23 protein-coding genes are annotated in these 24,743 nt (G+C 71.5%); 5 read left to right on the forward strand and 18 right to left on the reverse strand.

Features of this window, described 5'->3' with window-relative positions:
• On the reverse strand, positions 1–385 hold a 385-nt coding region (locus IE195_RS18420), incomplete at its 3' end, for an acyl-CoA dehydrogenase family protein (RefSeq protein WP_191273128.1).
• A gap of 534 nt (positions 386–919) precedes the next feature.
• On the opposite strand from IE195_RS18420, the gene IE195_RS18425 reads away from it, so the two are divergent.
• Positions 920–2,734: an AMP-dependent synthetase/ligase gene (locus IE195_RS18425; RefSeq protein ID WP_191273130.1), complete on the forward strand. Its 1,815-nt coding sequence runs from the start codon at positions 920–922 to the stop codon at positions 2,732–2,734.
• A gap of 225 nt (positions 2,735–2,959) precedes the next feature.
• On the opposite strand, the gene IE195_RS18430 is transcribed toward IE195_RS18425, so the two are convergent.
• Positions 2,960–3,997 carry a PDDEXK-like family protein gene (locus IE195_RS18430; protein WP_191273132.1) on the reverse strand — a complete coding sequence of 346 codons (1,038 nt, stop codon included), beginning with the start codon at positions 3,995–3,997 and terminating at the stop codon, positions 2,960–2,962.
• A 168-nt stretch (positions 3,998–4,165) separates the two neighbouring features.
• A complete protein-coding gene (locus IE195_RS18435) occupies positions 4,166–5,014 on the reverse strand; it encodes an LLM class F420-dependent oxidoreductase (RefSeq protein ID WP_191273134.1) in 849 nt (282 codons plus the stop codon).
• Positions 5,015–5,245: 231 nt separating this feature from the next.
• Between IE195_RS18435 and IE195_RS18440 the strand changes: the two genes are divergently transcribed.
• On the forward strand, positions 5,246–6,040 hold the full coding sequence (locus tag IE195_RS18440) for a winged helix-turn-helix domain-containing protein (protein WP_191273136.1): 795 nt from the start codon (positions 5,246–5,248) through the stop codon (positions 6,038–6,040).
• A gap of 24 nt (positions 6,041–6,064) precedes the next feature.
• Here the strand turns inward: IE195_RS18440 and IE195_RS18445 are convergent, their stop codons facing one another.
• Entirely contained in the window at positions 6,065–6,952 is an 888-nt protein-coding gene (locus IE195_RS18445) for a LysR family transcriptional regulator ArgP (RefSeq protein WP_191273138.1), read from the reverse strand.
• A gap of 93 nt (positions 6,953–7,045) precedes the next feature.
• On the opposite strand from IE195_RS18445, the gene IE195_RS18450 reads away from it, so the two are divergent.
• Positions 7,046–7,786: a LysE/ArgO family amino acid transporter gene (locus IE195_RS18450; RefSeq protein ID WP_229826293.1), complete on the forward strand. Its 741-nt coding sequence runs from the start codon at positions 7,046–7,048 to the stop codon at positions 7,784–7,786.
• A gap of 309 nt (positions 7,787–8,095) precedes the next feature.
• On the opposite strand, the gene IE195_RS18455 is transcribed toward IE195_RS18450, so the two are convergent.
• Positions 8,096–9,037, reverse strand: coding sequence for a CPBP family intramembrane glutamic endopeptidase (locus IE195_RS18455; RefSeq protein WP_191273143.1), 942 nt, complete (start codon positions 9,035–9,037; stop codon positions 8,096–8,098).
• Positions 9,038–9,143: 106 nt separating this feature from the next.
• Here IE195_RS18455 and IE195_RS18460 point away from each other — a divergent pair, with 106 nt between their 5' ends.
• Positions 9,144–9,863: a MerR family transcriptional regulator gene (locus IE195_RS18460; protein WP_191273145.1), complete on the forward strand. Its 720-nt coding sequence runs from the start codon at positions 9,144–9,146 to the stop codon at positions 9,861–9,863.
• 103 nt (positions 9,864–9,966) lie between these two features.
• On the opposite strand, the gene IE195_RS18465 is transcribed toward IE195_RS18460, so the two are convergent.
• The 4 genes from IE195_RS18465 to IE195_RS18480 all read right to left on the reverse strand — a co-directional run bounded on the left by IE195_RS18465 (position 9,967) and on the right by IE195_RS18480 (position 14,749).
• Complete coding sequence (locus IE195_RS18465) at positions 9,967–11,598, reverse strand: glycoside hydrolase family 43 protein (RefSeq protein ID WP_191273147.1); 1,632 nt, start codon at positions 11,596–11,598, stop codon at positions 9,967–9,969.
• Positions 11,599–11,719: 121 nt separating this feature from the next.
• Positions 11,720–12,568 (reverse strand): carbohydrate ABC transporter permease, encoded by an 849-nt coding sequence (locus IE195_RS18470; RefSeq protein WP_225942365.1) that lies wholly within the window; start codon positions 12,566–12,568, stop codon positions 11,720–11,722.
• A gap of 1 nt (position 12,569) precedes the next feature.
• Positions 12,570–13,457 (reverse strand): carbohydrate ABC transporter permease, encoded by an 888-nt coding sequence (locus IE195_RS18475; protein ID WP_191273149.1) that lies wholly within the window; start codon positions 13,455–13,457, stop codon positions 12,570–12,572.
• Complete coding sequence (locus IE195_RS18480; protein WP_191273151.1) at positions 13,454–14,749, reverse strand: extracellular solute-binding protein; 1,296 nt, start codon at positions 14,747–14,749, stop codon at positions 13,454–13,456. Before IE195_RS18480 ends, IE195_RS18475 begins: the two co-directional genes overlap by 4 nt.
• 217 nt (positions 14,750–14,966) lie before the next feature.
• Between IE195_RS18480 and IE195_RS18485 the strand changes: the two genes are divergently transcribed.
• A complete protein-coding gene (locus IE195_RS18485; protein WP_191273153.1) occupies positions 14,967–15,983 on the forward strand; it encodes a LacI family DNA-binding transcriptional regulator in 1,017 nt (338 codons plus the stop codon).
• 257 nt (positions 15,984–16,240) lie between these two features.
• Here IE195_RS18485 and rpsN read toward each other — a convergent pair whose 3' ends face one another.
• The 9 genes from rpsN to IE195_RS18530 form a co-directional block, all read right to left on the reverse strand.
• Positions 16,241–16,546, reverse strand: coding sequence for a 30S ribosomal protein S14 (gene rpsN / locus IE195_RS18490; RefSeq protein WP_191273155.1), 306 nt, complete (start codon positions 16,544–16,546; stop codon positions 16,241–16,243).
• Positions 16,546–16,782 carry a 50S ribosomal protein L28 gene (rpmB, locus tag IE195_RS18495; protein WP_191273157.1) on the reverse strand — a complete coding sequence of 79 codons (237 nt, stop codon included), beginning with the start codon at positions 16,780–16,782 and terminating at the stop codon, positions 16,546–16,548. Before rpmB ends, rpsN begins: the two co-directional genes overlap by 1 nt.
• Before the next feature lie 82 nt (positions 16,783–16,864).
• Positions 16,865–17,116, reverse strand: a complete 252-nt coding sequence (rpsR, locus tag IE195_RS18500) for a 30S ribosomal protein S18 (protein ID WP_191273159.1) — start codon at positions 17,114–17,116, stop codon at positions 16,865–16,867.
• 54 nt (positions 17,117–17,170) lie between these two features.
• Complete coding sequence (locus IE195_RS18505) at positions 17,171–18,286, reverse strand: CobW family GTP-binding protein (protein ID WP_191273161.1); 1,116 nt, start codon at positions 18,284–18,286, stop codon at positions 17,171–17,173.
• Positions 18,287–18,448: 162 nt separating this feature from the next.
• Complete coding sequence (locus IE195_RS18510; protein ID WP_191273163.1) at positions 18,449–19,300, reverse strand: NAD-dependent protein deacetylase; 852 nt, start codon at positions 19,298–19,300, stop codon at positions 18,449–18,451.
• 305 nt (positions 19,301–19,605) lie between these two features.
• Complete coding sequence (locus IE195_RS18515; protein WP_191273165.1) at positions 19,606–19,881, reverse strand: hypothetical protein; 276 nt, start codon at positions 19,879–19,881, stop codon at positions 19,606–19,608.
• 1 nt (position 19,882) lies between these two features.
• Entirely contained in the window at positions 19,883–20,152 is a 270-nt protein-coding gene (locus IE195_RS18520; RefSeq protein ID WP_191273167.1) for a hypothetical protein, read from the reverse strand.
• Positions 20,153–20,351: 199 nt separating this feature from the next.
• On the reverse strand, positions 20,352–21,065 hold the full coding sequence (locus IE195_RS18525) for a PIG-L deacetylase family protein (RefSeq protein WP_191273169.1): 714 nt from the start codon (positions 21,063–21,065) through the stop codon (positions 20,352–20,354).
• 232 nt (positions 21,066–21,297) lie between these two features.
• The gene (locus IE195_RS18530) at positions 21,298–24,669 is read right to left on the reverse strand and encodes a pyruvate carboxylase (protein WP_191273171.1); all 3,372 of its coding nucleotides are present in this window, start codon (positions 24,667–24,669) and stop codon (positions 21,298–21,300) included.
• Positions 24,670–24,743 lie beyond the last annotated feature (74 nt).

The raw sequence follows: 24,743 nt of genomic DNA on the forward strand, positions 1-24,743 counted from the left end.
CGCAGAAGGCCGCGAGTTTGACGTCGTCGGCGGTGCCGAACATCTGCGGCGCCCACTCACCGACCTGCTCGGGGGTGCCGGTCTTGCTCAGTGAGGCGGCGGCCAGGCCGGTGCCCATGATGGACAGGCCGATGCCGGAGTCGCCCCAGAACAGTTCCTCGATGGCCACCGACATGCCCAGGCCGCTCTCCTCGAAGGCCTGGGTGGCGAAGAAGTCGAGGGAGTACAGCCCGATCTTGGCGGCTTCCTGGATGATCGGCCAGGGGGTCTCCTCGCGTTCGTCCCACTCGGCCCCGGCGGGGCGGATGACGTCGGCGGCGAACCCGTGGGTCCAGTCCCGGACGTCGCTGATCTCTTCGGGCAGCTGGAGGGAGAAGTCGGGCATGGGGGTGGCTCCTTGGCAGGTCGGGCTGGGGTGTTACCGGCGGTTACCCACAGGTGTTACCCATGGGTAGCACCCCGGTTTCCGAACTGTCCAGGCTTCGGGGTCCTCCGCGTGCGGGGGCGGCACGGGAGCGGGGGAATCCGGTGGTTCCGCGCGGGAAAAGGGGTGTTGTCGCATTCTTCCCCTGATCCGCTCCGGGAAAGCGTTCTCGCCCGAACCCGCGGCCCCGTGCCGAGCGAACCGGTGGCACGTCATCGGGCCCACGGATTCCGTGCCCGGGCCGGGCTCCTCCCGGGTCGGAAGCCGCGCCTCGGCGTTCGACCGGGAACGGCTCCGGCGTGGCCGGGGAAGCTGGAGTGGCAGGGAAGCCGCCCCAATGAATTCCCCGCCCCTTTATGTCTTGTGGGGCTGATGGGGCTCAAGGGCTCTTTTTCGGTGGTCCGGGAAACGCGAGTGCTTTTCCTGGGGGCCCCGAATGGCTAGGCTCTCGTGTGTCCCAGATCACATCTTCGAGGAAGCCGTTCAGGAGCACCCATGACCTCCGTACCCGGCACCGCGGACGCCCCCACGTACCGCACCCTTCCCGAACTCCTCCTGCGCAACGCCCGGGAGTACCCCGACCGGCCGGCCCTGTCCTGGCGCGCACCCGGGGCCGCCGACTGGACCACCCTCACCTGGGCTCGGGTCCACGACACCGTCACCGCCCTCACCGAGGGGTACGCCGCCCTCGGCGTCCGCCCCGGCGACCACGCCCTCATCATGATGGGCAACCGGCCCGAACACTGGCTCTCCGACCTGGCCCTGGTACACACCGGCGCCGTCCCCAGCACCGTCTACTCCACCTCCGCACCCGAACAGGTCACCCACATCGCCCGGCACAGCCGCGCCCGCCTGGCCGTGGTCGAGAGCGCCGAGACCGCCGCCCACTGGGAGACCCTCCTCAAGGACCCGGACACACCCCTGGAACACCTCGTCGTCGTCGAGGGCGCCGACCCCGACCGCGGCCACACCCCCTACGCCGCCCTCACCGCAACCGCCCCCGCGGGTGCCGCCGACCGGTGGCGCGACCTCACCCCCGACTCCCTCGCCACCGTCGTCTACACCTCCGGCACCACCGGTGACCCCAAGGGCGTGGCGATCTCCCACCGCAGCGTCCTCGCCCAGGCCAACGCCCTGGACCGGGCCATCGAGGTACCGGAGAACCCCGCCCACGTCTGCTACCTGCCCCTGGCCCACATCGCCGAACGGCTACTGGGCCTGTACATGCCGCTGGTGCGCGTCTCCCACGTGTGGATGTGCGCCGACCCCACCGCTGTGGCCGGGGTCCTGCCGCACGTGCGTCCCCCGCACTTCCTCGGCGTGCCCCGGGTGTGGGAGAAGTTCGCCGGGGCGGTACAGGCGGTCCTGGCCGGCCTGCCCGAGGAGCAGCGCCAGGCCGTCGACCGGGCCCGGGCGGTCGCCACCGCCTACGTCGAACACCTCGAACGCGACGGCGAGGTCCCCGCCGACCTCGAACAGCGCTACCGGGGCGCCCGCTCCGCCGTCCTCGAACCCCTCCTCGCCAAACTGGGCCTGGACCGCGTGGTCCTGCCCTCCAGCGCCTCGGCGCCCATGCCCCTGGACGTGGTCCGCTTCTGGGCCTCCCTCGGCATCGTCGTCATGGACGCCTGGGGCCTCACCGAGTCCGTGGGCGTGGCCACCATGAACGTGCCCGGAACCGGAAGCTTCCGGCTCGGCTCGGTGGGCCGACCCATCGAGGGCGTCCAGATGCGGCTGGGCGAGGACGGCGAGGTGTTCCTGCGCGGCGAGACCCTCTTCGACGGCTACCTCCAGCCGGACGGGTCGGTGCGTCCCGAGACCGACGAGGAGGGCTGGTTCGCCACCGGCGACGTGGGCCGGGTCGACGAGGACGGCTTCCTGTGGATCACCGACCGCAAGAAGGAACTCATCGTCACCTCCGGCGGCAAGAACGTCTCACCGGCACTGGTGGAGAACACCCTCAAGGAGCACCCGCTGGTCGGGCAGGCCTTCGCGCACGGCGACCACCGGCCCTACCTGGTGGCGCTCCTGGTGCTCGACCCGGAACTGACCCCGCTGTGGGCCGCGTCCCAGGGCATCGAGGTGCAGGGGGAGGAACTGGCCGAACATCCGGAGGTCCTCGCCGAGGTCGACCGCGCCGTCCAGACCGCCAACGCCCGCCTCAGCCGGGCCGAACAGGTCAAGCGGTACCGGGTGCTGACCGGGGAATGGGGGCCGGACACCGGTGAGCTGACCCCCTCGCTCAAACTCCGCCGCCGCGTGGTGGCGGACCGCTACGCCGACCAGTTGAACGCCCTCTACCAGGACTGATGTCGAACGAGGGGCGAGAGTCACCGGCGACGACGGCTCCGCCACCGGTTCGGGGAGGTAGGAACCGGACGGGATCGGGCCTTGTAGTCCTGTAGGTGCAGGACTACAAGGCCGCGAGAGGTGGAGGCGGTCAGTGGTGGACGCCCGCGCCGGTCGGGTACGGGGCGCACACGGTTCCGGCGGTGCCCGAGCCGATCAGCAGAGCAGAGACCGGTGGAGTCCCCATCACGGCTTCAGGATCCTTAGCACGGCGCCCACTTTCGTCTCCAGGGCATCGACCAACTCCGGTCCGCTGGCGTCTCCGGGCACCTCCAGGGGTACCCAGGCGTGTCCGTCGTCGCGTCGGACCCTGCGGGACAGTTCCGAAGCCATGAGTCGCTGGAGGGCCGCCTGGAATCCGCCGGATCCCCTGTCGTCCTTGTGGAGCATCAGCCAGAACGGGGTCAGCCCCTCGTCCGCGAACCTGCCCCAGACCCCGACCTGCACCCAGGTCTCCTGGCTGATCTCCGGCAGGTACCGGTATGTCCACGGCTTCGACACCAGGTCCCCTTGCATCGGCAGGCTGCGGGGACGCAAGGACCCCAGGAACCGCGCCGTGACGACGTTCACGATCGTGACGAGGTCGCCCGCCCGCTCCTGCCAGTCCCGGCCGGTGGCGGTTCCAGCGAGAGGCGGTACGACGCCTGCGCCCAGCGTCTGGCACATGGCCCTCAGCTGGCGCAGGTCGCCGGCGAGCCCGGCCTCACCGGATTCCTCGGCGACGGCAGCCCACACGTCGAGCCACTCACCCCAGGTGACGACGGCGTGTGCCACCGCTTCGGACCGAGCGTTGACCGTCCGCTCGAGGGTCCGCTGCGCCTCGTCCGCTCTGCTTGGCGGGACGAGCACGAACAAAGCACCGCGGTGGGGTCCGGAACGCCGGTCGAGGACCTCGAGGTAGGCAGCTACCTGCCCGTCGGTCAGATCCGCGCCGAACTTGGCCTCGACCAGGGCGATGGTGTGTCCGTCCGCGTCGAGCATCTCGATGTCGGGTCGGGACCTGTCATCGTGCACCGACTCTGGAACGAACTGTTCCACGCCGGTGAGGTCCGCACCGGCCCGTGTCCCCAGGTGCGCGAGTATCGCAGCGCGCAGCCCTGGGTCGGACGCCAGCCAGGTCAGCGATTTGGTTGCCGCGATCTCGCCCATGCTCATGAACCAGCCCTCAGCGGCGAGTTGACCCAGCAGGGGGACCCGGCCGTCCGGGGAGTCGATGTCTGCCATGGCCACACCGTAGACCGGCGCCGCCAGGAACTTCCAACGCGATGACTTCCGGGTGGCCGACCACGGCAACAGCTGCTCCTGACGAGCTGTGCCTGACGCGGCGCGGGGGCGCTCCGGCTGCGGAGCGCCCCCGCGCGAGGCGGTCGGGCCCAGCGGGTCGGTCGGGCCTCAGGAGGAGAGCACGGGGGACAACCGGGCCAGGGTGCCCAGCCGGTCGCACTCGCCGGGCAGCGGCTGGACCACGACGTGGTCGGCTCCGGCCGTCAGGTGCGCGTCCAGGGCGGCGGCCGCCTCCCGGGCCGACCCCTGGGCCACGAGGGCGTCCACCAGGGCGTCGCTTCCGCCGTCGGCGAGATCCCCGCTGGTGAACCCCAGTCGCGCCAGATTGGCCGCGTAGTTGCGTATCCCCAGGTAGAAGGACATGCCCTCGCGTGCGGCCCGCCGGGTTTCGGCCGAGTCCCCGCCCAGCACAGCCTTGTGCTCGACGGCCAGCAACGGCCCCTCGCCCAGGACCTCCCGGGCGGTGCGGGTGTGCTCCGGGGTGACCAGGTAGGGGTGGGACCCGGCCGCGCGTTCGGCGCTCAGCTCCAGCATCTTCGGCCCCAACGCCGCCAACACCCTGCGGTTCCCCGGGACACCTTCCGCGTCCAGCACGTCCAGGTACTCCCGCATCCCGCGCAGGGGCCGGACCGCCTCACCGCCGTCGGTCTCCCGGTGCCCCGCCCCGATCCCCAGCAGGAACCGGCCCGGGTACGCGGCCTCCAGCCGCCGGTAGGCGTCGGCGACCTCCTCGGCGGGCGCGGACCAGATGTTGACGATCCCGGTGGCCACCGCCAGCCGGGACGTGGCCGCCAACGCGGTCGCCACCGGCTCCAGTTCGGAGGTGGGCGAACCGCCCACCCACAGGGTGCCGTAGCCCAGGCGCTCCACCTCGGCGGCCACGTCCTCGTCGACGTACTGGTGCGGCAGCCACACACCGTGCCTGCCCAGTGCCACCGGTGTCGCGTCCAGGCCCATGGGTTCTCCTCGATGCGCTCGCTGTCCTCGGATCGGTGCCCTCACCAAACTACGGCGGCGGGGCGGACGGCACGATGACCGCCTCGCCCCGTGTCCGGTCCCGTTCGGAGGCGGCGCAGGTCGTCCGGGTGCCGTGGTTCGCAGATCCGCCGCCGTCCAGCGCGGCACGCAGTATCCTTCAACGCACAGGCCCGGCCCCGTGCGGCTCCCCCCGCCCCCTGGAGACGGCACATGCGCGCGTTCCCCCCGAGTGAGGACCCCGACCAGGTCATCACGGTCCAGCAGGACTACGACAGCGACACCCCACTGGACACCCACCACCTGGAAGCGGGCCAGGTCCGTACCTTCGGCCGCGGCGGACGCAACCGCCGGGTCGACATCCGGCTGGCCGACGAGGACCGGGCGGTGTCCCGGGTGGCCGGGGAGATCATCGCGCGCGGCGACCACTGGCGGATCAGCAACCTGAGCCCGACCAAGTCCTACGTCGTGGAGAACACCGAACGCCTCGCCGGTTTCCTCAAGGTCCCACCGCACACCCAGGGGATGCTGGTCCCCTTCGAGACCTCCCGGGTCCTCGTCCCCGGGGGCCGGGGCGAACACGGTTTCCTGGTGATGGCACCCGCGGCCTGCAGCAGCGTCCTGGTTCTCGGCGCGGGCGAGGACCCGTTCGTCGCCCAGGACCCGGACGACACCGCCGCCGAGCACACCGACGTCCGCAGCTTCCGGATCGACCGCCTGCACACCTACTACCGGGTGCTCGTCGCCTTCTGCGAACCACGGTTGCGCGACCCCGGCACCCGGTACACGCCCACCCAGGTCCAGGTGGCCGAACGGCTCGGCCTGTCCAAGGCGGCGGTGAACTCCCACATCGACTACCTGCTCAGGAACAAGTTCCAGGTGGAACCGGGGGAGGCCCGCCAGGGGCAGGACTGGCGGGTGGACGTGCTCACGGAGAAGGCGCTCCACTTCGGCCTGGTTTCCGGCGGGGACCTGTCCGTGCTCCCCGAGCCCCAGGGTTCGCGGTAGCCGGACGGCACCTGCCGGGGCGGATCACATCGGGTGCAGGCGTGCGGCGGCTCCTTCGCGCACGCACCGGGTGACCTCGTCGAGCAGCGGCGAGCGCAGGTTCCAGCGCTGCCAGAACAGTCGGACCTCCACCGGGTGCTCCGGGGCCAGCGCCACCAGTCTGCCGTCCTCCAGGTCCCGTGCGCACTGGTGCTCGGGGACCGCGCCCCACCCGAAACCCAGCAGTACCGTGCGCGCGAAGTCCTCGGACGCCGGGATGTAGTGGCGCGGCCCGCGCGAACCCTCCCCGGTCAGGTCGCGCAGGAAGCGGTCCTGCAGGTCGTCCCTGCGGTCGAAGTTCACCACCGGTGCCCCGTTGAGCCCCTCGACCCCGCGCACCCCGTGGCGTTCGGCGAACTCGGGACTGCACACCGCCTGGTAGCGCATCACCCCCAGACCCTCCACGGAACACCCCTGCACCGCATCGGGGGTGGAGGTCACCGCGGCCATCACCGCCCCCGAGCGCAGCAGCCCGGTGGTGTGCTCCTCGTCCTCGCGGTGGACCTCGAAGACGGCGCCCAGTTCCGGGGGGAGTTCGGAGAGCGCCTCCAGGAACCAGGTGGACAGGCTGTCGGCGTTCACGGCCAGGGGCACGCGGTTGCGGTTCTCCGCACCGCCGTGGCGCAGTTCGGACAGCACGTCCTGGTCCAGCAGCAGCACCTGGCGGGCGTAGCGCAGTACGGCGTCGCCCGCCTCGGTGGGCACCACCGGGTTGGTTCGCTGTACCAGGACCTGGCCCGCGGTCTGCTCCATGGTCCGGACCCGCTGCGAGACCGCCGAGGAGGTCACGTGCAGGCGGCGGGCGGCCGACTCGAAGGTGCCCTCGTCGACGAGGGCGGTCAGTGTGCGCAGGTGGTCGAACTGGAAGGGCATCCACGGGCTCCTGACGTGCGGTCATAAGGAGTGCTTAGGCGTTCTGAGAAAGTTTAGCTTTACTGTATGGCGCAGGTGGGGGAGGCTTCTCCCGTGAACGAAACCCTTCTCCCCGCACTGACGGGCATGGGCACCGGCCTGGCGCTCATCGTCGCCATCGGTGCCCAGAACGCGTACCTGCTCCGGCTCGGCATCGAGGGCCGGTCCGACACGGTCCTGGCGGTGGTGCTTCTCTGCGCGGTGTCGGACGCGCTGCTCATCACCGCCGGTGTCGTGGGCATCGGCGGGCTGGTCCAGGCCCTGCCCACGACGATGGTGGTCATCCGGCTGCTCGGCGCGGGCTTCCTCGTGGTGTACGGCCTGCTCGCCGCCTGGCGGGCCCTCCGGCCCGGGCGGGCCGAGGCCCTGGTGCCCACGGAGAGCGTCCCCGCCGGGGACGTTCCCGGAACGGAGCCGGGGCCGAGGTCGGAGTCAGGTTCGACGGAGAGCGGTTCGGCGGTCCGGGCCGCCACCCGCGAGCGCACGAGTGCCCGGAAACGCACCGGCACCAGGGCCGCGCTCGTCACCGCTTTCGCTCTGACCTGGCTCAACCCGCACGTGTACCTGGACACCGTGCTCTTCCTCGGTTCGGTCGCCAACCAGCAGGCCGGGGACGCCCGCTGGTGGTGGGCGGCCGGGGCCGTGACCGGGAGCTTCGTGTGGTTCTTCTCCCTGGGTTTCGGGGCCCGGCTGCTGCGTCCGGTGTTCGCCCGCCCGGGTGCCTGGCGGGTGCTCGACGGGGCCATCGCGGTTCTCATGCTCACCCTCGGCGTCCGGCTTGCCCTGGGGGCTTGAAGCCTGTGCTGCGTGGGGAGGCGTGGTCCGGTGGCCGAAGGTTGGGCGTCGGCGGGCGGCACCAAGGAGTCCCCGGGTGAGTAATGGGATTGTTCAGGGGTTCTGCCTCCCGTGTCCGGGTCGCCACAACTTGCAGATTTCTATGCTCCTGCCGTCTGAAGCCGCAGGTCAGAAAGGCCCCGTCCCCGCGCACGCGGGGATGGGGCCGGCCCGGACCGCGCGGACCGCGAGTCGCCCCGAACAGGTGGAACAGAAATGCCGACGGGCTGATCGACGCCTGCCCCAAGCGTCGCGGCCTCCCCTGAGCTGCTACGGCGTGACCGCTGAGACGGGCTTGAGCAGGCTCGGGGTCAGCTTCCAGAGGCCAACGGTGGCCAGACCCATCACGACCATCGGCACCACGAGTACAGGTCCGGTTACCACGGCCATGTCGCTGAGACGGTCTGCGAGGATCATCGACACCATCAGCACGGTGTTGTTGACGGCATGGACCAGGACAGCTGCTTCGAGGCCGCCGGTACGCTGTGTCATCAGCGCGAAGCACACCCCGGCAAGGACGTAGTAGCTGAGCGCCCAGCCGTCCAGGGAACCGTGAATCGCACCGAACGCCAGCGAGGTGGCCACCGTTGCGACCGCCAGGCCGACGCCCGGCCGTCGGAAGCGGGCGCCGACGGCCCGGAAGAGCAGCCCCCTGAAGAGGTACTCCTCACCGGCCGACTGCAAGGGGACAACGACGACCGCGACGATCATGAGCATGGTGGACGCCGCCGTGAACTGGGGCGCCCCGAACGGCATGAGCAGGTGCAACACGACCGTGTAGGCGATCCAGACCGGGGCCACGACCACCGCGGCGCGAGCCATAACCAGCCACCGGAACCGGCCCGCGACCGACGACAGCCATCGGGGGCGCTCCCGGTAGATGGCCCACTGCGCCAGGCCCGAGACGGGGATCAGCGCCGCGAGCAGCAGATTGCCCGCCAGCCAGAACCCGATGGTGACAGTGGGATCGGCCGGGTCGAAGGGGTCCACGCCGAGAAGACGGTCCAGCGCGATCCCGGCCGGGACGACCGCGACGAAGAGTACGAGGAGCAGCGACCCCAGGCCGACGGCGACGGCGAGGACGGTGCGCCAGAGCTGGGGCCTGGACCGCAGTGCCCGAACGTAGGACGCTTCGGCGCACAGGTTCTCGGCCCGCTGCGGTTCGTCTCGATCGGACAGTGCGTCCGCGTGGTTCGCCGTGGGGTCGTTCATGTGGTGTTCGAGTCCTTTCCTGCCCACCCGTGGTGGCGGGCGTGTCCGGACCACATTCCAAACTATGACGTGGCGTCGTAGTCAAGTCGGTTGGAAGGCGGAGAAGATGCGTTCACAGGAGTTGGCGGACCTGGCTGGTGTGACCGTGCGAACGTTGCGCCACTACCACCAGATCGGGTTGCTGCCCGAGCCGCCGAGGTCGGTGAACGGGTACCGGTGGTACACCGCCGAGGACCTGGTCCGGCTCCTGCGCGTCCGGCACCTGGTCGAGGTGGGCGTGGGTCTCTCCGACGTCCAGGAGGCGCTGGCCGAGGAGTCGTCCGCCGGGGCCACGGAGGTCCTGGACCGGGTGGAGGCGGACATCGACGCCCGGATGTCACGCCTGCGGACCCAACGGGAACGCGTGCGCTCACTGCGCGCGCAACGGCGGGCCCCGGGGGCCGCGGACGGTGTGGTCGGAGCCCTGTCCGCCGTACACAGGGCGTTCGGCCTTCCGGCGGAGGCCGCCAGGCTCGACTCCGACATCGCCATGCTCGTGGTGCACCTGTCCGGCGGAGACACCTCCGCTGTGGAGGAGGGCCTCGCCGCGATCGACGGCCTGAAGGACACCCCCTCGTTCTTCGCCGCGATCAACGGTCTCGTCGATCTCGCTCCTGACGCCGACGACGCGGCGCGGCGGGCCGTCGCCGACGACCTGCGCCTGCACCTGTCGGCACTCTCGCTCGCGGGCGTGCACCCGCCGCAGGGCAGGCTCGCGCGGTTGCTCGACGAGTTGCGGCGCCTGCGCCTGAACCCCGCTCAGCTCGATGCGCTCGACCGGCTGTGACTCGCCTGCGCCGAACCGTGGCGGAGAGCCCTTGGTGCGCGGCGGACACGGAGAGCGCTCTTCTGCGGCCCGGGCAACCCCACGAGAGCGCTCTCCGCCGCTCTCAACCCGTCAGCTCCTGGTAGGTGGCGTGGTCGAAGTCGGCGTGGCAGCCCGTCCCGGTCAGGTCGTGCACCCACAACCCCAGGAAGGCCCCGGTGAAACCCCAGACGGTGGCGGTCTCACCGTCGGCCGCCTTCTCCGCCGCGTAGTCGTCGGACAGGATGCTGGCGTCCAACACCCCGCCCACCCCGATCCACTCCCGGCCGTCCCGGGAGAGCGAGAAGCGCAGCTCCGCCCCGTCGATCTCGGCGCGCAGGTGGAACCTCTCCCACCCCCGCACGTCCACCCGGCCGCCGACCTCGCGCACCCGGCCGCGGTCGGAACTGAGCACCCCGGCGAACATCCCCTCCCGCTCGTCGAACCCCACGTGCAGGTAGTGCCACTGCCGCATGTTGTAGTACGCGGTCAGCCCGGCCATCCGCTGGAAGGTGTCGGTGGAGAACTCCATCACGGTCTCCAGCACGCACCGCTCGTGCTGCACCCGCCGGGCCACCAGGCTCGGCCGACGCGTCCCGGACGGCGACTCCCCGCCCCGGACACGCAGGTGCCCGGGGCGTTCGGCCAACGACACCCACCCCTCGTCCGCGTGGCGCCGCAGCGTGCTCCACTCCGGGCGCAGCACCGGAGCGTCGAAGTCGTCCCGGGCGGGCGCCTCCGGCCAGGGGTGCGGAGCCAACGCGGGCCCCTCGACCTCCTCGCGCGGGACCCCGCCCGCCACCCTCGGCCACCCCTCGACCCACTCCACCCGTTGCAGCGCCGTCTCCCGCCCGCGCACGCACCGGCCGCGCTCGGTGAGCGGACGCGAGGCCAGGTGGGCCAGGAACCACTCGCCGTCCGGGGTGGCGACCAGGCTCCCGTGTCCGGCCTTCTGCAGGCCCAGGGACGGGTGCTCGCGCGAGGACAGCATCGGCCCGGCCGGGTCCACCTCGTACGGCCCGGTGATCTCCCGGGACCGGGCCACCGTCACCTGGTGGTCCCACTGCGTGCCGCCCTCGGCGGTCACCAGGTAGTACCACCCGTTCTCGCGGTACAGGTGCGGCGCCTCGGTCACCCGGGCGGACGTGCCCTCGAAGACCGTCCGGGGTTCGCCCAGCAGCCGTATCCGCTCGGGGTCCAGTTCCTGGAGCACGATCCCCGCGAACGCCTCGCGGCCGGGCCGCCAGTCCATCACGTTGGTGAGTACCCAGCTCCGGCCGTCCGTGTCGTGGAACAGGGACGGGTCGAACCCCATCGAGTGGATCGGTACCGGGTCGCTCCACGGCCCCTCGACCGAGCGGGCGGTGGTCACGTAGTTGGGGGTGTCCCAGAAACCCCCGGCGTAGTTCTCCACGTCGGTGAAGATCAGATGGAACACCCCGTCCCGGTGGGAAAGGCAGGGCGCCCACACGCCCGCGCCGTCCCGGTGCCCGGTCAGGTCGAGGAGGCGGTCCCGGTCCAGGATCCCGCCGAGGGGGCGCCAGTGGACCAGGTCGCGGGAGTGGTGCACCAGCACCCCCGGGCTCCACTCGAAGGTCGACGTCGCCAGGTAGTAGTCCTCGCCGACCCGTAGGACCGACGGGTCGGGGTGGAAGCCGGGCAGCACCGGGTTGGTGATGGTGCCGGCGCGGACACCGGCGGCGGAGGAGGTCGTCATCTCGGCCTTTCGTCAGGGACGGACTCGGGGTGTCGGGGACGGACCCGGGCGGGAAGGAGCCGGTGTGGCCGGGACGGTACGGGCGTGCCCGGGGCAGGGGGACACGGCGCCCGCGCCTGGGCTACTTGCCGAAACCGGCGGCCAGACCGCTCAGCAGTTGCCTGCGGCCGAACAGGTACAGGGCCAGGATCGGCAGCGAGGACAGCACCACCGCCGCCATCAGCCCGGGCACGTCGGTTCCGTACTGGGTCTGGAACGCCCACAACCCCAGGGGCAGCACCCGGTTGGACTCGCTCTGGGTGAGCACCAGGGGGAAGATGAAGTTGTTCCACGCGTTGAGGCCCACGAAGATCGCCACCGTCATGACTCCGGGGCGGGACAGCGGCAGCACCAGGCGGACGAACACCTGCCAGGTGGGCGCGCCGTCCAGGGCCATCGCCTCGTAGAGCTCGCCGGGCACGTCACGCAGCGAGCTGGTGAGCACCACGATGGAGATCGGCAGGGCGAACGCCGAGGTGGGGAGGATGATCGCGGGCAGGCTGTCGTACAGGTTCAGCCGGGTGATGATCAGGTAGATCGGGATGATCACCGCCTGCGCGGGCACCGCCAGCCCCAGCAGGAACAGGGTGAAGCTCACCCGGACGGCCCTGCTACGGCTGCGCACGATCGCGAAGGCGGCGGGTACCGCCACCGCCAGCACCAGGGCGATCGACCCCAGGGCCACGATCAGGCTGTTGGTCAGGAATCCGAGGAACCCGACCTCGAACACGTTGCGGTAGTTGTCCAGGGTGAGGGAGCCGGGGAGGGACAGCGGACCCTGGGACATGTAGTCGCCCGGGCCGCGCAGGCTGGTGGCGACCAGGTAGTACAGCGGGACGGCCACGAGGACCAGCCAGAGGGCTGCTCCGATCCCGGCGCCGTAGGCGGGCCTCCTGCCCGGGCCGGTCATCGGCCGTGTTCGGGCGGCCATGTCACATCCCCTCCCTCTGGCTGGTCATCCGGGAGTAGCCGGTGACCCGCACCACGATCAGGGACAGTCCGGCTCCCAGAACCACCAGGAGCACGGCGATCGCGCTCGCGTACCCCATCTGGAAGGCCGCGAAGCCCTGGTTGTACATGTGCAGCGGCAGGATGCGGGTCGCGTTTCCCGGGCCGCCGTTGGTGAGCAGCAGGACGGTCTCGAAGTAGGTCATCGAGCCGACCACCATCAGCACCGACGAGGCGATGACGGTGTGCCTGAGCTGCGGGACGGTGATGCGCAGGAAGCGCTGCGGGCCGGAGGCCCCGTCGAGTTCGGCCGCCTCGTACAGGGACTGCGGCACCTGCCGGGCGGCCGCCTGGTACAGCAGCATGTGGAAGGGCAGGAACTGCCACAGCAGGATGAACACGATCGCGTACAGCGCCAGCGAGGAGCTGCCGAGCACGTTGCTGTGGGTCAGCCCGAAGGCGTCGCGGACCTGGGCAGGGACGCCGAAGCTCGGGTCGAGCAGGGCCTTCCACACCAGGGCGATCGCCGCCGTGGACAGCAGCAGCGGCAGGAAGAAGACCGCGCTCACCACCGCGCGCACGCGCTGGTGTCCGGCGGCCCACACGCCGAAGGCCAGGGCCAGCGGGGTCTGGGTGACCCAGCACAGCGCGGTGAGGGTCAGCGTGATGCGCAGGCCCCCGCCGACCTGGGCGTCCCCGGCCAGTGCCGACCAGTTGTCCAGGCCGGTCCACTCGGGGGAGCCGATGCCGCTCCAGGAGGTGAAGCTCAGGTAGGCCACGACGGCGACGGGCCCCAGGCCGAAGAGGCCGAAGAACAGCAGGGCCGGAGCGACCCAGACGAATCCGGGGCGCTCCGTGGCGGACGCTCTCACCGGAGGCTCTCCATGTCCTGTGCGAACTCCTCCGGGGTGAGGTCACCGAGGAAGAGCAGTTGGAGGTTGGTCAGCATCGCCTCGGCCGCGTCCGGGGCCAGTGCCTGGTCCCAGGACTGGGTGAAGGTCGGCGCCTCGGAGACCAGTTCGTGGGTGAAGGTGGCGAACTCGGCGTGGTCGCTCTCCTGGAGCCGGTCCTCGATGCCCTCGACGGCGGGGACCTGTCCGGCAGCGATGAGCTCGTCCACGTACTCGTCGGAGGCCATGGTCTCGACGAGGAAGTCGACCGCGGCCTCGGTGTGTTCGCTGTCGCTGTTGACCGAGAAGTAGTTGCTGGGGTTGCCGACGATCGCGCCGGGTTCGCCCGCGCCGCCCTCCAGGGCGGGGAAGGAGGTGAAGCCGAGGGCGCCGCTCTCGACGAACTCGGGGTTGTTCTCCATCTGCTGGGCGAGGTCCCAGCTGCCCATCAGGAACATCGCGGACTCGCCGGTGGCCAGGAGAGCCGAGGCGCTGCCGTTGTCGTAGTCGATGGAGCTGAAGTTGTTGCCGAAGGCGCCCCGCTCGACCAGGTCCTGGCACATCTCCATGGCCTCGAGGACGGCGGGGTGCTCCCAGGCGCCCTCCTCCCCGTCGGAGATGGCCTGGAACACGTCGGGTCCGCCGACCCGGTCCACCAGGTAGGAGAACCACATCAGCTGGGTCCAGCCCTGGGCGCCGGGGAGGGTGATCGGGGTGACGCCCTCCTCCCGGAGGACGTCGATCGCCTCGTACAGGTCGTCGATGGTCCTGGGCGGTTCGAGTCCGGCCCCGTCCAGGACGTCCCTGTTGTAGTACATGACGACGGGTTGGACCCCGAGGAGCGGGACCCCGTAGTAGGAGCCGTCCACGGCGGCGACGTCCAGGACGCTGGGCAGGAAGGAGTCCCGGAACCCGGGGTTGTCCTCCATGGTCCGGGTGAGGTCGTGCACCCGGCCCTGCGAGGTGTACTGGGCGAGGTTGCCGCCGCCCCAGTTGAAGAACACGTCGGGGGCGTTGGGGGAGCCGAGCGCGACCTGGAGGCGCTGTTTGTAGGCGTCGTTGACGAAGGTGACGAGTTCGGCGGGGGTCTCGTGCGAGCCGTTGTGCGCCTCGATGCCCTGTTCGACGATCTCGTTGACCGCGGCGTCCTCCAGCGCCCAGACCTGCATGGTCTCCCCGGATCCGGGGCCGGAGGTACCGCAGCCGGTGGCGAGGAGGAGGGACAGGGCCAGGGAGGTGCTGCCGATCACACGTGTCCGATGGGTGCGACTCATGGCGTGGAACCGTTCTTCCGTCGGTCTGGGGGGAACCGAAAGCTTTCGAAATGTTTCCGATAGCTTTCGGGAAGGCTGACGCTAAGCCGTCCACGGTTTTCCGTCAAGAGGCTCTCTGGTTGCGAGGAGGTTGCGGAGTAGGATCCCGAAAAGTTTCGGGATAGAATCCCCCGCAGAGAACCCAGGGGAGCCCGTTCCCCCGACGACGAGGAGGCACATGGCGAAGCGACGCCCCACCCTGGCCGAGATCGCTGGTGAAGCGGGGGTCTCCGTCTCGACCGTCTCCAAGGTGATCAACGGTCACCTCGACGTCGCGGCCGACACCCGGCGCCAGGTGGAACGGCTCCTGGAGCAGCACCGGTACCAGCCGCGCCGCCACCGGGGGCGGCGCCCCGTCGGCCTGATCGACCTCGTCTTCCTCGACCTGGGCAGCCCCTGGGCGATGGAGATCCTCACCGGCGTCGAGGAGGTCACGCACGACGCCGGGTCCGGGGTCGTCGTCTCCGCCGTGCACGACCGCAAACGCAGCAGGCCCGGGCGCAAGTGGCTGGACAACCTCCAGGCCCGGCGCTCCGACGGGGTGGTCCTGGTGCTGTCCGAACTCTCCTCCCAGCAGCAGGCCCAGCTCGACGCCCTCGGGATCCCCGTGGTGATCGTGGACCCCGTCGGCGACCCCGCCCGCGAGGTCCCGGCGGTGGGCGCCGCCAACTGGGACGGGGGGCTCACCGCCACCGAACACCTCATCGGCCTGGGGCACCGGCGCGTCGCCATGCTCAGCGGACCGCCCGACGTCATGTGCAGCCGGGCCCGCGTGGACGGCTACCGCAGCGCCATGCGCGACGCCGGGCTGCCCGTCCCGGAGGGCTACGTGCGCCACGGCGACTTCATGGCCGGAACCGGAAAACAGCTCACCGAGGAGCTGCTGGACCTGCCCGAACCGCCCACGGCGATCTTCGCGGGCTCCGACCAGATGGCCCGCGGCGCCTACGAGGTCCTGTACAAGCGGGGCCTGAGCGTTCCCGACGACGTCTCGGTGGTGGGGTTCGACGACCTGCCCGAGGCCCGGTGGGCGACCCCGCCGCTGACCACCGTCCGCCAACCGCTGCGCGACATGGCGCAGATGGCCACCCGGATGCTGTTCGACCTGGTCAACGGCAACGAACCCGAGACCACCCGGGTGGAGCTGGCCACCCGCCTGGTCGAGCGCGACAGTACGGCCCCGCCCAAGGGGTGAGGCCGCCGGGGGCGCCCCGTGCGGGTCCCCGGGGCCCCGTGTTCCTCGGGCTCCCCGGGTTCCCGGGCTCCGGTGGCAGGGATTCTGTTGGTACCGGCCCCGGGGGGCACCGGCACCGCGAGGCGGGTTCGACGGGGCGGGGAGGAGGCGGGGGCACGCCCCGCCGAACCCTCGGACCGACCGGATCGCGAACGGTCGGCCCGGCCTGTGCCCGGACCGCCTTCGGGTCCGGTCCGGGCGGGTCCGGGCTGGTCCGGTTACCAGCTGGACTTGGTGACCCCGGGCAGTTCGCCCCGGTGGGCCATCTCCCGGAACCGGATGCGCGACAGCCCGAACTTCCTCAGGTGCGCGCGGGGGCGGCCGTCGACGGCGTCGCGGTTGCGGACCCGGGTGGCGCTGGCGTCACGGGGCTGGCGCCGCAGTTCGGCGACGGCGGCGGCGCGCTCCTCCTCGCCGGTGTGCGGGCTCCTGATCAGCCGCTTCAGTTCGGCGCGCCGCTCGGCGTAGCGGGCGACGACCTCCCTGCGCTGTTCGTTGCGGGCGATCTTGCTCTTCTTGGCCATCAGACCCTCTCCCCTCGGGCGCGGATGTCGGCGACCACGCGTTCGATGCCGCGGGCGTCGATCACCTTCATCCCCTTGGTGCTCAGCCGGAGTTTCACGAAGCGCTGTTCGCTGGGCAGCCAGTACCGCTTGTTCTGGATGTTGGGGTCGAAGCGGCGCTTGGTGCGCCGGTGGGAGTGGGAGACGGCGTGGCCGAAACCGGGCGCCTTTCCGGTCACCTGGCAGACACGGGACACGGGTTTCCCTCCTTCTCTGTGGTTGCTCTGCGGTTGGTCGGGCTCTGCGGCCGGTTCGCTCTGGTCCGGTCGGTGGCCCCGGTCAGTTCTGCCTGGCCGAGGACGGGTAGGGCAGCAGCGCCATCTCCCGGGCGTTCTTGACCGCGGCGGCGATCAGGCGCTGCTGGCGTGCGGTGACGCGGGTGACCCGGCGGCTGCGGATCTTGCCCTTCTCCGAGATGAACTTGCGGAGCAGGACGGTGTCCTTGTAGTCGACGTGGTCGGCCTCGCCCAGCGGGTTGGCGAACCTGCGCGGGGCGCCGCGCCCAGTGGAGCGGCGGGCCTTGGGCGGCATGGGTGTTCCTCACCTTCTCTTGCGGGGTTCGGTCCCCTTCCGGGGGCGGGCTGCTCAGATCGCGTCGGCGAAGGGGTCCTCGGCCAGGGGGCGCCCCGACTCCCCGTCGGTGAGCAGGCAGGAGTCGAGCAGTTCGACCAGCCGGTCGGCGTCCAGGTCGATTCCGGTGAACGCCAGGTGCTGGCGACGGTCGCCGACGACCGGGTCCCAGTCCAGGAGCGCGGAGGCCCGGCGGGTCTCGGAGACCATGTCGGCGGCGGCCTCGGGCAGGGCGCCCAGCCAGGGCCCGCCGCTCTCCAGGATCAGGGCGTCGTTGTAGGCGTCCCAGACCAGGAGGGTGTCGGGCCTGCTGGCCAGCCAGATCCGGCCGCGCCCGCGCATCCCCGAAGCCACGATCCGCTCCAGCGCCTCGTGCAGGCGGACCGGGTGCAGGGGGCGCTTGCGGGTCCACACGAGGGTGCTGACCCGGCCGTCGGACATGTCGGAGTACTGGGCCCAGGCCGGGTTGAGCCGGTTCGCCGCGCTCTCGGGATCGAAGCGGCCCTCGGTGAGGGCGGCCAGCCCGCCGCCGGGCGGGACCACCACGGCGGCCGGGTTGAGGTGTTCGATGATCGCGCGGGCCTCGTCGCGGTGGCGGGAGCCGTGCAGGGTGAGCACCGTGGGGTACTCGATCTGGTGGGCGAGGACCTCCGCGACGGTCCGTTCGTCCTCCACGGCGATGTCCAGGGACCGGTCGGCCAGGTCGTCGTGGCCGGACAGGTCGGGCAGCAGGCGTTCGGAGTCCACCGCGGTGATCACGGCGGCCAGGCGCAGTTCCTCCTGCGAGGCGACGGCCTCGGCCACCGAGCGGGGCTCGACCCCGTCCCAGGCCTCCACCACGCACAGGGTGTGCTCACCGCGTTCGGCCAGTTCCAGCAGGGTGGGGATCAGGTCCTCGCGCAGGGTGCAGGAGGCGCACAGGTGGTCCAGGTCGACCGGACCGTGGTCGAGGACGCCCCACCGGTCCCGGGTGACGCGGTGGACGATGCCCTCGGCGATGCCGTCGAGGTCGTGGTGGAGGGCGATGGACCCGGGGACGGTGGTGATGAGGTCGTCCACGGTGCTGCGGCGTGCGAGCCGGTGCAGCCCGGAGGCCACGACCACGCGCAGGGGTGGGGTCACTTCTTTCATCGGGGAAGAACCTCCCAGTACTGAAAACGATAACCATTATCGTAACGCACGCGCGCGGTCCCCGGGACCGGCAGGGCAGGGGAGATCACGGAGGCGGGGACGCGCCGGGGCGGGCGGCGGTCCGGCCGAGGGCCCCGGGGTCGGCCCCGGACCGGGGCGCGTTCAGTCCCGGGGGCCGTAGCCGTCCGCGAGCGCGCGCAGCACCTCGGAACAGCCGTCTTCGACCGTCAGGGCCGCGACGTCGTCCATCCGGGTCGCGCCACGGTTGAGGATCACCACGGGTTTTCCCTGGCCGGCGGCGTGCTTGACGAACCTCCGGCCGGAGAAGACCGTCAGCGAGGAGCCCGCCACCAGCAGACCGGACGCCCGGTCCACCAGGGCGTACGCCTCCAGGACCCGGGGTTTGGGCACGTTCTCGCCGAAGTACACGATGTCCGGTTTGAGGACGCCGCCGCAGGAGGAGCAGTCGGCCACCCGGAACCCCTCGGTGGAGGCCAGCACGGCGTCGGCGTCCGGGGCCACCTCGATGTCGGCCACCCGTTCGGCGAAGTCGGGGTTGAGTTCGGTGAGGCGCTCCGCCAGCTCCTCGCGGCCGGTCACCGTGCGGCAGCCCAGGCAGATCACCCGGTCGTAGCGCCCGTGCAGGTCGATGACCCGGCGGCTGCCCGCGACCCCGTGCAGGGTGTCGACGTTCTGGGTGATGACCCCGGACACCACCCCCGCGCCTTCGAGGTCGGCGAGGGCGAGGTGGCCGTCGTTGGGGCGGGTGTGCTCGACGTGGCGCCAGCCGACGTGGTTACGGGCCCAGTAGTGGCGCCGGAACGCGGCGTCGCCGACGAACTCCTGGTAGGTCATGGGTTTGCGCGGCGGTGAGTCCGGGCCCCGGTAGTCGGGGATACCCGAGTCCGTCGACATCCCCGCGCCGGTCAGCGCGACCACGGGCCCTCTGCCGAGGACCTCGCGCATCCGGGCGGCGGCCTCACCGGGACCGCGGACGTGGAGCGTGTTCGTCACCCTTCGAGGGTATGCCGTCGCGGCCGACCGCTTCCGCCGCAGGTGCCCGGGCCGACAGGGTGCCCGCTGCTTCCTAGAACAGCTGACCCGCGGTGATCTTGCTACCAGGGGCGATTTCGGCGCCGAACTTGCCCCTGGTAGCAAGATCACGGCGAAGAAGGGGGGCCCAAACCTGCTCGGGCTCTTCACGGCTGACCACCACGCGCCCCACCTGGCCGGGCCCGATGAGGGGAGACCCGACAGCGAATCAGGGGCAGTCCGTGCGATACGGGCCCGGTACGGGTCCGCCCCGTGCCGAACCGAACTCAGAGGGCGAGAAGGAGGGACAGGGCGGCGGCGGCGAGGGCGGCCCCGAGGGAAACGTAGAACACACCGGTCCTCATGGAGGCGAGGAGAAGAGCCGCCACCATCGCGGTGAGGAGGGTGAAGTTCTGGAGCCCGCTCTTGGTGAGCTCCACGTCCTGCCTGCCGGCCCGGGCGGCCTCCTCGGAGTCCAGCGGGCTGAAGGAGGCGCCGACGACGAGCAGGGACAGGGACACCAGCAGGTACACCCAGGCCGCGGGAACCCTCGACCTCTCCATGTCAGGTCACCCCCAGGAGGAATCCGAAGCAGACGACCGAGAAGGACGCACAGATGATCAGTGGAGCCCTGTGGCGCCACATGAGGCGAAAGGCGAGAAGTTGGAGTACGAGCGAGAACGACACGAGAACGTGCGCCAGTTCGTACTCCGCGAGTCGCACGTACTCATCGAAATAAGTCCCGTTCCAGTACGCCCAGTTCTCCTCCATCAGCCCCAAGGCGAGGAGGAGGAGTGAAAGGAACAGGAGGACCAGGTAGAACGACACCCTCATGGAGCCCTCTCCGAACCTCGTCCGATCCGGTGCCCGGACATCGTGACCCCACCGTGGCCGGTACAGCAGCGGCCCCAGACCGGGACTCCGGACCGGGCGGCCGCACGCCGTAGGGCCCGAGCCCCGGTGCGGGGCCGCCCACCGGGCCCGTCGGCAGCGGCCACGGGCCGCGCCGCCCCGTGGCCCCGTTCGACCGTGGTCAGGCGGTGTGGACGATCTGGAAGACCTCGGCCAGAGCGCCCTCGGGCAGGCCCGCCTCGGCGGCGTTGGCCGCCATCCACTGGCGCAACATCGGTTCGAGTTCGGTGATGTCGCCGATCTGGCTCTCGTGCGAGGCCAGCGCCGCCATCTTGCGGTCGAAGACCCCGGTGATGTCCGAGTGGTGGTTGGCCTTGGGGCCTCCGGCGACCCACACCTCGGGGACGGTCCACGGGGCCAGCCCCTCCTCGGCGAGGAGTTCGCGGTGCGCGTGCGGGTTGCGCGCGTCCGGGTAGACCGCGTTGAGCGCCGCCTCCCCGGTGGCCATGTGGTCGGGGTGGCTGGCGGCGATGCTGTCCCAGTCCCGCTCGGGGCTGGGGATGACCACACGCTGGGGCCGCACCTGCCGGATGACGCGGGAGACGTCGCGGCGCAGACCGAGCGAGGCGACCACCCGCCCGTCCGGGTAGCCGAGGAAACGCACGTCCTTGACCCCGACCTCGGCCGCGGCCCGGCGCTGCTCCTCCCGGCGCATCGCCGCGATCTCCGAGCTGTCCAGGGTGATCTCGTCCCCGCCGGCCTCGCCGTCGGTGACCATCAGATAGACCACCTCGGTCCCGGCGCCGGTCCACAGGGCCACGGTCCCCGCACAGGCGAAGTCGGCGTCGTCGGGGTGGGCCATCACGACCAGTGCTCGTTCGGGCACGTCAGCCACCGGGGCTCCTTTCGCTGCGGGTGTTCCCGCGTTTTCGAGGTCGCCCCCATCGTACGAACCGCCTCCCCGCGGCGCTTCCCGTTTTCCGCCGGGCAGCCGGCCCTGTCCGGAACCGGACAGGGCCGCGCCCGGCCTCCGCGGGATCGCGCCCGCACCCCGCACGGACACGGACGGCCCCGGCCGGACCGCCCCGCACCGGGGACGGGCCGGCCGGGGCCGGGAAGCGCCTGCCTCAGCCCAGCTGGACGATCAGGTCGCCGCCCTCCACCCGGCGGACGCCGTCGACGGCCAACCGGGAGACCACACCGTCCTGCGAGGCGGTGATCGAGGCCTCCATCTTCATCGCCTCGATGGTGGCGACCGTGTCACCGGCCTTGACCTCGTCGCCCACGGCCACGACCGGGGTGACCACGCCCGCGAAGGGCGCCGCTACCTGCGAGGGGTCGTTCCGGTCGGCCTTCTCCGCCTCGGGCACGTCCGAGGCCAGCGACCGGTCCCGGATGTGCAGCGGCCTCAGCTGGTCGTTGAGGGTGGTCATGACGGTGCGCATGCCGCGCTCGTCCGCCTCGCTCACCGCCTGGAGCCCGATGAGCAGCCGCACACCCGGCTCCAGGTCCACGACGTGCTCCTCGCCCTCGCGCAGACCGTAGAAGAAGTCCTTGCTGTCCAGCACGCTCGTGTCGCCGTAGGCGGCGCGGTGCGACTCGAACTCCTTCGTCGGCCCCGCGAACAGCAGCCGGTTGAGCGTGGCGCGCGGCTCCTCGGCCAGACCGGCCCGGTCCGTCTCGGTGAGCGGGGTGGTCTCGCGGGCCTCGCCGCGCCCGCGCAGCGCCTTGGTGCGGAACGGCTCGGGCCACTCGCCCGGGGGGACCCCCAGCTCGCCGCGGAGGAAGCCCACCACCGAGTCGGGCACGTCGAACCGGTCCGGGTCCTTCTCGAACTCCTCGGGGGAGACCCCGGCGCCCACCAGGTGCAGGGCCAGGTCGCCCACCACCTTGGAGGAGGGGGTCACCTTCACCAGGCGGCCCAGCATCCGGTCGGCGGCGGCGTACATCGCCTCGATGTCCTCGAACCGGTCGCCCAGCCCCAGCGCGATGGCCTGCGTGCGCAGGTTGGAAAGCTGGCCGCCGGGGATCTCGTGGTGGTAGACCCGGCCGGTCGGGGAGGCCAGACCCGCCTCGAACGGCGCGTACACCCGGCGCACCGCCTCCCAGTACGGCTCCAGCTCGTTGACCGCGTCCAGGGACAGCCCGGTGGGGGTGTCGGAGTGGTCGAAGGCGGCCACGATCGCCGACAGCGACGGCTGCGAGGTGGTGCCCGCCATCGACGCCACGGCGCCGTCCACGGCGTCAGCGCCCGCGTTGACCGCCGCCAGGTAGGTGGCGAGCTGGCCGCCCGCGGTGTCGTGCGTGTGCACGTGGACCGGCAGGTCGAACTCGCTCCGCAGTGCGCTGACCAGGCGGGAGGCGGCCGGGGCGCGCAGCAGCCCGGCCATGTCCTTGATGGCGAGCACGTGCGCGCCGGACTCCACGATCCGTTCCGCCAGCTTCAGGTAGTAGTCCAGCGTGTACAGCTTCTCCGACGGGTCCGACAGGTCGGCGGTGTAGCACAGCGCCACCTCGGCCACCCCGGTGCCGGTCTCGCGGACCGCGTCGATCGCCGGGCGCATCTGCTCGACGTCGTTGAGGGCGTCGAAGATCCGGAAGACGTCCACACCGGTCGCGGCGGCCTCACGCACGAACGCGTTGGTGACCTCGGTGGGGTAGGGCGTGTACCCGACCGTGTTGCGGCCGCGCAGCAGCATCTGCAGGGCCACGTTGGGCACGGCCTCGCGCAGTGCCGCGAGCCGTTCCCACGGGTCCTCGGCGAGGAACCGCAGCGCCACGTCGTAGGTCGCGCCGCCCCAGCACTCCAGGGAGAGGAGTTCGGGCAGGGTGTGCGCCACGGCGGGCGCCGCCGCGAGCAGGTCCTGGGTGCGCACCCGGGTGGCCAGCAGCGACTGGTGGGCGTCCCGGAAGGTGGTGTCGGTGACCCCCAGGGTGTCGGAGGAGCGCAGCCACCGCGCGAACCCCTCGGGGCCCAGTTCGGCCAGGCGCTGCCTGGACCCGGCGGGAGGGGTGCCCTCGGGCACGGCGGGCAGCTTGGCGACCGGGTCGATCAGCTGCGGGCGCTCACCGTGCGGCTTGTTCACCGTCACGTCGGCCAGGTAGGTGAGCAGGCGGGTGCCCCGGTCCGCGGAGGGGCGCGCGGTCAGCAGCTGGGGGCGCTCCTCGATGAAGGAGGTGGTGGCCCGGCCCTGACGGAAGTCCTCGTCCTCCAGTACCGCCTGGAGGAAGGGGATGTTGGTGGAGATACCGCGGATACGGAACTCGGCGACCGCGCGCTGGGCCCGGCTCACCGCCGTGGCGAAGTCGCGGCCCCGGCAGGTGAGCTTGACCAGCAGGGAGTCGAAGTAGGCGCTGACCTCCGAACCGGCCGCCGCGGTTCCGCCGTCCAGGCGGATCCCCGAACCGCCGGGGGAGCGGTAGGCGCTGATCGTCCCGGTGTCGGGCCGGAACCCGTTGGCCGGGTCCTCGGTGGTGATGCGGCACTGCAGGGCGGCGCCGTGCAGCACGATCGCGTCCTGGGACAGGCCCAGGTCGGCGAGGGTCGCACCGGAGGCGATCCGGATCTGCGACTGCACGAGGTCGACGTCGGTGACCTCCTCGGTCACCGTGTGCTCCACCTGGATGCGCGGGTTGAGCTCGATGAACACGTGCTGGCCGTCCCGGCCCACCAGGAACTCGACCGTGCCCGCGTTGCGGTAGCCCAGCTCCCGGGCCAGGCGCACCGCGTCGGCGCACATCCGGTCGCGCAGCTCGGGGTCGAGGTTGGGCGCCGGGGCCAGCTCCACGACCTTCTGGTGCCGCCGCTGCACCGAGCAGTCGCGCTCGTACAGGTGGATGACGTCCTCGCCGTCGGAGAGGATCTGCACCTCGATGTGGCGCGGGTCCACCACGGCGCGCTCCAGGAACACCGTGGGGTCGCCGAAGGCCGTCTCGGCCTCGCGCATGGCAGCCTCGATGGACTCCCGGAGCGCGCCGGCCGTGTCCACGCGGCGCATCCCCCGGCCGCCGCCGCCCGCCACGGCCTTGACGAAGATGGGGAAGCCGATCTCTTCGGCGGCGGTGAGCAGCCCGTCCACGTCGGTGGAGGGCTCGGTGGAGTCCAGGACCGGGACGCCCGCGCGCTTGGCGGCGGCGATGGCGGTCGCCTTGTTTCCGGTCAGCTCCAGGACCTCGGCGGGCGGGCCGACGAAGGTGATGCCCGCCTCCGCGCAGGCCCGGGCCAGGTCGGGGTTCTCGGAGAGGAAACCGTACCCGGGGTAGACGGCGTCGGCGCCCGCCTCCCGCGCGGCGCGGACGATCTCGTCGACCGACAGGTACGCCCGGACGGGGTGCCCGGGCTCACCGATCTGGTAGGCCTCGTCGGCCTTGAGCCGGTGCAGTGAGTGGCGGTCCTCGTGGGGGAAGACCGCGACGGTCCGCGCCCCCAGTTCGTGTCCCGCGCGCAGTGCGCGGATCGCGATCTCACCGCGGTTGGCCACCAGTATCTTCTCGAACATGCCGGATGCCTCCTGGACTCCGTGGTGCGGTGCTGGCATGGTCCGGCTCCGTTGCCGGTGGCCGCGCCGGGGTA

Origin of the sequence: Nocardiopsis terrae (genome assembly GCF_014651695.1) — a bacterium.
Lineage (GTDB): Bacteria > Actinomycetota > Actinomycetes > Streptosporangiales > Streptosporangiaceae > Nocardiopsis > Nocardiopsis terrae.